The 3955-nt window shown below is 69.7% G+C and carries 5 protein-coding genes; all 5 read left to right on the top strand.

The window, feature by feature from the left end:
* Positions 1-766 (top strand): NADH-quinone oxidoreductase subunit H (locus tag VGH85_21425; GenBank protein HEY2176377.1); only part of this gene is annotated, 766 nt, incomplete at its 5' end.
* Positions 766-1395, top strand: coding sequence for an NADH-quinone oxidoreductase subunit NuoI (gene nuoI, locus VGH85_21420; GenBank protein HEY2176376.1), 630 nt, complete (start codon positions 766-768; stop codon positions 1393-1395). The genes VGH85_21425 and nuoI, both read left to right, overlap by 1 nt.
* On the top strand, positions 1392-2219 hold the full coding sequence (locus VGH85_21415; protein ID HEY2176375.1) for an NADH-quinone oxidoreductase subunit J: 828 nt from the start codon (positions 1392-1394) through the stop codon (positions 2217-2219). The genes nuoI and VGH85_21415 overlap by 4 nt, the downstream gene beginning before the upstream one ends.
* Positions 2216-2515 carry an NADH-quinone oxidoreductase subunit NuoK gene (gene nuoK / locus VGH85_21410; GenBank protein HEY2176374.1) on the top strand — a complete coding sequence of 100 codons (300 nt, stop codon included), beginning with the start codon at positions 2216-2218 and terminating at the stop codon, positions 2513-2515. The genes VGH85_21415 and nuoK overlap by 4 nt, the downstream gene beginning before the upstream one ends.
* Positions 2516-2526: 11 nt before the next feature.
* A partial coding sequence (nuoL, locus tag VGH85_21405; GenBank protein ID HEY2176373.1) for an NADH-quinone oxidoreductase subunit L occupies positions 2527-3955 on the top strand: 1429 nt, incomplete at its 3' end.

The following is a 3955-nucleotide window of genomic DNA, read 5'->3' as shown; positions in this document are numbered from 1 at the left end:
CGGGTCGCTCTCGACGGCGGACATCGTCTCCGCGCAGGCGTCCGGCTGGTACATCTGGCTGCTGCCGGTGAGCTTCGTGGTGTTCGCGATCTCCATGGTCGGCGAGACCAACCGTGCCCCGTTCGACCTCGCGGAGGCCGAGTCGGAGCTGGTCGGCGGCTTCCACACCGAGTACTCGTCGCTGAAGTTCGCGCTGTTCTTCCTCGCTGAGTACGTCAACATGGTCACCCTCTCCGCGGTGGCCACGACGCTGTTCCTCGGCGGCTGGCGCGCCCCGTGGCCGCTGTCGCTGTGGGACGGGGCGAACGAGGGCTGGCTGCCCGTCGTCTGGTTCATCGGCAAGATGTTCGTGTTCCTCTTCGTCTTCATCTGGCTGCGCGGGACCCTGCCCCGCCAGCGCTACGACCAGTTCATGCGGCTGGGCTGGAAGGTCCTCATCCCGGTCAGCCTGGTGTGGATCGTCGCCGTCTCCGCGCTGCGCGTGCTGCGCGTCCAGTACGGCACGGTGTCCGCCCCGGTCGTGCTGCTGATCGGGTTCGTCGTGCTGGTCGTCGCGATCGTCGTCGCGGTGATGCTGCCGGATCGCAAGCCGGCAGATATGGCACCCGAGGAGCCGACCGTCGTGTCCGACTACCCGGTGCCGCCGCTCGACCTCACCGTTCCACCACCGCCACGACGACGCCGGTCCGTGACGCCTCCCCCGGAGACCGCCGCGGTGGGTACCGGCTCCGCGTCCGATACGTCCGACACGGAGGTTGACGCCTGATGGGCATGTTCGACGGCATCGCGGGCTTCGGGGTCACCTTCTCGACGATGTTCAAGAAGGTCGTCACCGAGGAGTACCCGCTCGTCAAGAAGGTGACGGCGCCGCGCTACCACGGCCGCCACCAGCTGAACCGGCATCCGGACGGCCTCGAGAAGTGCGTGGGCTGCGAGCTGTGCGCCTGGGCCTGCCCGGCCGACGCGATCTACGTCGAGGGCGGGGACAACACCGAGACGGAGCGCTTCTCCCCGGGTGAGCGCTACGGCGCGATCTACCAGATCAACTACCTGCGCTGCATCGGCTGTGGGCTGTGCATCGAGGCGTGCCCCACGCGGTCGCTGACGATGACCAACGAGTACGAACTGGCCGACGACGACCGCCAGGACCTGATCTACACCAAGGACATGCTGCTGGCCCCGCTGCTGGCGGGCATGGAGCAGCCGCCGCACCCGATGCGTCTCGGCGACACCGAGCAGGACTACTACGTGCAGGGCCCGGAGATGGCGCGCAAGGGCCTGGAGCAGGCCGGGGAGCACGACCTGGACACCGACAACCGGGCGGGCGCGAACGTCGAGCCGGGTACGGCCGTCGTGGGGAAGGGCCCTCTGGCCAAGAGGGGGACAGACGGATGACCACCTCGACCGGCGAGGCCGTCGCCTTCTGGATCCTCGGGCCGATCGCGCTGGCCGGCGGCCTCGGGATGGTGTTCGCCCGCAACGCCGTGCACTCCGCGCTGTGGCTCGTGCTGACGATGCTCTCGCTCGGCGGGCTCTACATGGTCCAGTCCGCGCCGTTCCTGGGCTTCACCCAGATCATCGTCTACACCGGCGCGATCATGATGCTGTTCGTCTTCGTGCTGATGATGGTCGGCCGGGACGCGTCCGACTCCGTCGTCGAGGTGCTCCGCGGCCAGCGGGTCGCCGCGGCGATCCTCGGGATCGGGTTCGCGGGCCTGCTCCTCGGCGCGGTGGCGCAGTCGGTCACCGTGCCCCTGGCCACCGGGCCCGCGCCCGGCTCGAACGTCGGCAACCTCGGCCTGCTGATCTACCAGCGCTACCTGCTCGCCTTCGAGCTCACCTCGGCGCTGATCATCACCGGCGCCCTCGGGGCGATGGTCTACACCTTCGCCGGGCGGGCCAAGGCCAAGGTCATCACGCAGCGGGAGCGGGTCACCGCCCGCCTGCTCGGCCCGCCCGAGAAGTTCGGGTCGCGGTCCGGGCCCGGCGTCTTCGCGACCGGCGACTCGGTGGCCACCCCCGCGCTGCTTCCCGACGGCTCGATCGCCCCGGAGTCGCTCTCGTCGATCATCGAGGCGACGGCGCGCGAGCGGCTGGGCCACCAGGCCGAGCTGGCCCGCGCCGGCGACGACCACGACGAGCACGCCCGCGGCCACGAGCCGCACCACCGGGCGCCCGGCGCGCACTCCTCCGACCAGGTCACCGGGAGCCAGGCGTGAGTCCCACGAACTACCTGCTGCTGTCCGCGCTCCTGTTCGCCATCGGCACCGTCGGGGTGCTCGTGCGGCGCAACGCGATCGTCGTGTTCATGTGCATCGAGCTCATGCTCAACGCGGTGAACCTGTCGCTGGTCACCTTCTCGCGCATCAACGGCTCGCTCGACGGCCAGGTCATGGCGTTCTTCGTCATGGTCGTGGCCGCCGCGGAGGTCGTCGTCGGCCTCTCGATCATCATGTCCATCTTCCGCACGCGACGGACCGCCTCGGTGGACGACGCGAACCTCCTCAAGTACTGACGGGAGCTTCGATGCTCACCCTGCTGGCAGCAGACCAGCTGCCGCCCGTGGGCCCCGCCACCGGCGCCGGGGCCGCCGCCTGGATCATCGTCGCGCTACCGGCGCTCGGTGCCCTGGTGCTGTTCCTCGGCGGGCGCCGTACCGATCGGTTCGGCCACCTCATCGGGGTGGCGACGGTCGTGGCGTCGTTCGTCTACGGCGCGGTTCTGTTCGTCGGTGCCCTCGCGCTGCCGGCCGAGGAGCGTGTCCGCGACCTCCCGCTCTACGAGTGGTTCGGCTCCGGAGCACTGTCCGTGGAGTTCGGGCTGCGCCTCGACCCGCTGTCGCTGACGTTCGTCCTGCTCATCACCGGCGTCGGCTCGCTCATCCACATCTACTCCGTGGCCTACATGGACCACGACGAGCACCGGCGCAAGTTCTTCGCGATGCTCAACCTGTTCGTCGCGTCGATGCTCGTGCTCGTCCTCGGGAACGGTTTCCTCACCCTCTACCTCGGGTGGGAGGGCGTCGGCCTGGCGTCGTACCTGCTCATCGGGTTCTACGTCGCCCGCCCGCTCGCGGCGAGCGCGGCGAAGAAGGCGTTCCTGATGAACCGGGTCGGCGACGTCGGCCTGGCGCTCGCGATCTTCATCCTGTTCCAGCAGCTGGGCACCACGCAGTACACCGAGGTCTTCGCCCGCGCCGGGGAGATGTCCACCGGCACGCTCACCGCGGTGACGCTGCTGCTCCTGCTCGGCGCATGCGGGAAGTCGGGCCAGTTCCCGCTGCAGGCCTGGCTCCCCGACGCCATGGAGGGCCCGACCCCGGTGTCGGCGCTCATCCACGCGGCCACGATGGTCACCGCCGGGGTCTACCTCGTCGCGCGGACCCACCCGCTCTACGACCTCGCCCCGGTCGGTCAGCTGGTCGTGACGATCGTCGGGGCGGTGACGCTGATGATCGGCGCGATCATCGGGTGCGCCTACGACGACATCAAGAAGGTCCTCGCCTACTCCACGGTCAGCCAGATCGGCTACATGATGCTGGCGGTGGGGCTGGGCCCGATCGGTTACGCGGCGGGCATCGCGCACCTGCTGGCCCACGGCTTCTTCAAGGCCGGGCTCTTCCTCGGGGCCGGGTCGGTGATGCACGGGATGGCCGACGAGACGGACATGCGCCGGTTCGGCGGGCTGTGGCGGCACATGCCGATCACGTTCGCCACGTTCACCCTCGGCTACCTGGCACTGATCGGCTTCCCGTTCCTCTCGGGCTTCTACACGAAGGACATGATCGTCGAGGCGTCGCTGGGGGGCTCGCCGGTGCGCGGCTGGCTGCTCGGCGGCGCGGCGCTGCTCGCGGCCGGACTGACCGCGTTCTACATGACGCGCCTGATGCTCATGACGTTCTTCGGCGCCGAGCGCTGGCGCGAGCTCACGCCGCGCGCGGTGCCCTGGGATCCGA

The organism is Mycobacteriales bacterium (assembly GCA_036497565.1).
Taxonomy (GTDB): Bacteria; Actinomycetota; Actinomycetes; order Mycobacteriales; family QHCD01; genus DASXJE01.
The sequence above is the reverse complement of the archived record's forward strand: the minus strand, read 5'-3'. Positions and strand labels throughout refer to the sequence as shown.

Coding starts and splice junctions, on each gene's coding strand:
- nuoI (HEY2176376.1), top strand. CDS start 766: ATGGGCATGTTCGACGGCATCGCGGGCTTCGGGGTCACCTTCTCGACG.
- VGH85_21415 (HEY2176375.1), top strand. CDS start 1,392: ATGACCACCTCGACCGGCGAGGCCGTCGCCTTCTGGATCCTCGGGCCG.